General features: G+C 45.3%; 3 protein-coding genes and 3 tRNA genes. All 6 read left to right on the top strand.

The genetic code is table 11. The features are described 5' to 3' along the window. Positions 1 to 256 precede the first annotated feature (256 nt). The gene (murB, locus tag IE163_RS17610; protein WP_189434466.1) at positions 257 to 1,270 is read left to right on the top strand and encodes a UDP-N-acetylmuramate dehydrogenase; all 1,014 of its coding nucleotides are present in this window, start codon (positions 257 to 259) and stop codon (positions 1,268 to 1,270) included. After that, positions 1,257 to 2,240 (top strand): bifunctional biotin--[acetyl-CoA-carboxylase] ligase/biotin operon repressor BirA, encoded by a 984-nt coding sequence (gene birA / locus IE163_RS17605; RefSeq protein ID WP_189434463.1) that lies wholly within the window; start codon positions 1,257 to 1,259, stop codon positions 2,238 to 2,240. The genes murB and birA overlap by 14 nt, the downstream gene beginning before the upstream one ends. Next, complete coding sequence (locus tag IE163_RS17600) at positions 2,240 to 2,935, top strand: type III pantothenate kinase (protein WP_189434460.1); 696 nt, start codon at positions 2,240 to 2,242, stop codon at positions 2,933 to 2,935. The genes birA and IE163_RS17600 overlap by 1 nt, the downstream gene beginning before the upstream one ends. Before the next feature lie 111 nt (positions 2,936 to 3,046). Next, positions 3,047 to 3,122 (top strand) — tRNA-Thr (locus IE163_RS17595). Between the two features lie 41 nt (positions 3,123 to 3,163). Continuing rightward, positions 3,164 to 3,238: transfer RNA gene (locus tag IE163_RS17590), tRNA-Gly, on the top strand. Positions 3,239 to 3,251: 13 nt separating this feature from the next. After that, a tRNA-Thr gene (locus tag IE163_RS17585) sits at positions 3,252 to 3,327 on the top strand. The last annotated feature ends 150 nt before the right edge of the window (positions 3,328 to 3,477 follow it).

Below are 3,477 nucleotides of genomic sequence, written 5' to 3'. Positions count from 1 at the left end.
TGCACTAAAGCTAGGAATTCGATAAGCCACAGTTTGGTTTGGCGCCGGCTGAACGCCCCGAGCGCTGCGAGTGGCATTAAGGCACCTCATAAAACAAAGAGCCGACTCAAGCGCTGTGTTGGTGCCACTGCGGAAATCTAGCTGAGGGTGTTGCATTGGGCTATTCACTAAAGCCCGCTTGGTTTTCCGATATTTGTATTTGCGCTTGTTGTTCACGAGCTTTAGAATTGCGCGTACTTAGATAATCGGTCTTGCTATGCATATTTTATATAATCAGCCTGCTGAGGCGTATTCTACATTTCGTCTCCACAATACGCTTTCTGAAGTTATCCTAATTGACGAACTCTCGGATCTTGCTGCCGTCAATACAGAACATCCACCGGTAATTATCGGAGAAGGTAGTAACACCGTTTTTCTTGCCTCTCAAGATCGCCCACTACTACGCTTTCTAGCCAAATTCAGAACCATTACTGCAGAGAATAGGCAGCATGTTGAATTGCATGTTGAAGCCGGACATAACTGGCATGAATTAGTTACCTGGGCGGTAGCACAGCAACTCTGGGGACTTGAGAATCTTGCTTTAATCCCTGGCTCTGTTGGGGCTGCACCGGTGCAAAACATAGGTGCTTATGGTGTAGAGTTTTCCGATGTGTGTAGCTATGTTGATTTTTATGATTGGACAGAACGTAAAATTCGCCGGCTAGACAATAAAGCCTGTCAGTTTGCATATCGTGATAGTATTTTCAAACAGCAACTACAAGGTAAAGGCATTATTGTTGCTGTTGGTTTAGTGCTAAATAGGGATCCAAAACCTGTTGTAAGCTACCCCGGATTGGATACTTTGCCAGTTCCGGCTTCGTTACAGCAAATATATCAGCAGGTAATTGCTATCCGTCAGGCAAAATTACCCGACTACAAGGTTATCGCCAACTGCGGCAGTTTTTTCAAGAATCCTGTTATTAGTAAAGCGCAATATCAACTGTTGCAAAGTTCTTTTGCAAAGATCCCAGGCTTTATTGTAGAAGGCGGTATTAAAGTACCGGCAGCCTGGTTAATCGATCAAGCAGGTTTCAAAGGCTATAAGCAAGATAATGTAGGTTGTTATGAACACCAACCGCTGGTGCTAGTTAATTACGGCGGTGCAGATGGGCCGGCATTATTGGCTTTAGTTCACTTAATTCGCCAGCAAGTACAGGCCCTGTTTCAGATTATGTTAGACCCCGAAGTTCGTTTATTGGACAGCAACGGACAGCATTATGTCGAAAGCTAGCTTGCAATTACAGCGCCAGTTACTCGCCGTCTTAGCGGATGGCTGTTTTCATTCTGGTCAAAAGTTAGCTGAACAATTCGGTGTCAGTAGAACCGCTATAGCTAATTATATTCAAGAGCTGGAGCAAGTCGGCTTAGACGTTTATAAAGTAAAAGGCAAAGGCTATGGTTTGGCACGGCCTTTACTTTTATTAGATGCACAGCGGATAAAACAACTGCAGCCTTCAGTAGCTGCGCCGGTGTTAGTGCAACATATTACCGACTCAACAAATTTGCAACTGATGCAAATGCTACATAATACTACTCCGCTGCTAAAGGGCTCAGTTGTCGTTGCCGAGGCGCAGACCGCTGGCCGTGGTAGACGCGGCCGGCCCTGGTATTCACCTTACGGTAGTAATTTATATTTCAGTTATTACTGGCGATTAGAACAAGGTGTGCAAGCTGCGATGGGCTTAAGCCTGGTAGCCGGATGCGCGCTATGTAGTTTGCTACGACGCGAGTATCAGGTTACAGCTCAGGTGAAGTGGCCAAACGATATCTATATCGATGGCCGCAAGATTGCCGGAGTATTGGTTGAGCTAGCCGGGCAAGCGGATGCTGCCTGTAATGTGATTATTGGCATTGGTTTGAACATCGCCTTACCAGAAACCGCTTTGCAACATATCGATCAGCCCTATGCCGATCTGATGCATTCCTCTGGTAAGTCTGTTGATCGCAACAAATTAATTGTGCAATTGCAAAACGAATTAACAATGGCTCTTAATACATTTGAGTTGCAAGGATTTAAACCCTTTCAGCAAATCTTTAATCAGTATGATGTCTTTGCTAAGCGTTTGGTTAATATTAGTGGCACTGCTGCCGCGACTGGAATCTGTTTAGGGGTCGATGAAAACGGCGCGATTTTGTTAGAACAAGACGGAAAGGTGCAGGCTTTTTATGGTGGAGAGTTAACGTTAAGGGCAGGTGCATAATGTATTTGTTATTAGATGTGGGTAATTCTCGTGTCAAAGCGGTGAGCTATAGCCTTGGCCAATATATACCCTTAGCTACGATTACGGCTGATTCGGTTAAAAATCAACCTTGGCAGGCAGTGTATGTTGCCAGTGTTGCTGCTGAAGAAAAAATTGATTTATTACAGCAGCAGCTAGGATTAACGCATCTTCCCTGGCACCGTCTGAAAAGTGAAGCTAGCGCTTTTTCGGTGACAAATAGTTATCACGCTCCTGAAAAACTGGGTGTGGATCGCTGGCTTGCAATGCAAGGCGCTGTCTCATTGTATGCAAATACGGAGTTACTTATAGTCGATGCAGGTACTGCTCTTACTTTAGACTGGTTAAATCAGGCGCAGCAACATGAAGGCGGCTGGATTATTCCGGGGGTGCGTTTGCAACAGGAAGCTGTGATAAATAACACCGCAAAAGTACTCAGTAAGCCAGGGGAAGCTAATGTTTTACAATTAGGCACTGATACGCTCAGTTGTGTTGAAAATGGTGCCTTAGCAGCTGTTTGTGGCGCTATCCGACTTGCCTGGCAACTAAAGCCAGCTAAGCACCTAATACTAACCGGTGGTGATGCAGCAAAGCTTACAGCCTATTTAACTGATCTGCCCATTTATCACGATCCTTTACTAATATTTCGGGGAGTAGCACGTTATATCAACAGTTAGTCATTAAATTGCACAACAAATAGCCGTTCGGCCAACAAATTATGCTTTTTTCGGTTTTTCTTGTTGCGCAGTACCCTGCATTCTACTAGAATTCGCACCCACTGACGTAGTGCCGCTTTAGCTCAGTTGGTAGAGCAACTGACTTGTAATCAGTAGGTCATCCGTTCGACTCGGATAAGCGGCACCATTAGTAGTGGATTTCGTCAGGAGAATAGCTACGAGTAGGCCGCGGGCATCGTATAATGGCTATTACCTCAGCCTTCCAAGCTGAAGATGCGGGTTCGATTCCCGCTGCCCGCTCCAGATACAAAAAGTTGCTGATATAGCTCAGGCGGTAGAGCGCATCCTTGGTAAGGATGAGGTCCCCAGTTCGATTCTGGGTATCAGCACCATCTTGCAAGCCTTCCTCGTTCGCATTACAATTCACATTCTTTTATTCGCCGTTTTGTTTAATAAGGGTTACTTATGGCTAAGGCTAAATTTGAACGCGTAAAACCGCACGTAAACGTAGGTACTATCGGCCACGTTGACCACGGTAAAAC

The sequence above is a fragment of the Alishewanella longhuensis genome, assembly GCF_014653435.1.
Taxonomy (GTDB): Bacteria; Pseudomonadota; Gammaproteobacteria; order Enterobacterales; family Alteromonadaceae; genus Alishewanella; species Alishewanella longhuensis.
This window is presented reverse-complemented; position numbering and strand designations above follow the sequence as displayed.

What these genes read in the sequence shown, in the direction of transcription:
- murB (WP_189434466.1), top strand. Translation starts at nt 257, where the DNA reads ATGCATATTTTATATAATCAGCCTGCTGAGGCGTATTCTACATTTCGT.
- birA (WP_189434463.1), top strand. Translation starts at nt 1,257, where the DNA reads ATGTCGAAAGCTAGCTTGCAATTACAGCGCCAGTTACTCGCCGTCTTA.
- IE163_RS17600 (WP_189434460.1), top strand. Translation starts at nt 2,240, where the DNA reads ATGTATTTGTTATTAGATGTGGGTAATTCTCGTGTCAAAGCGGTGAGC.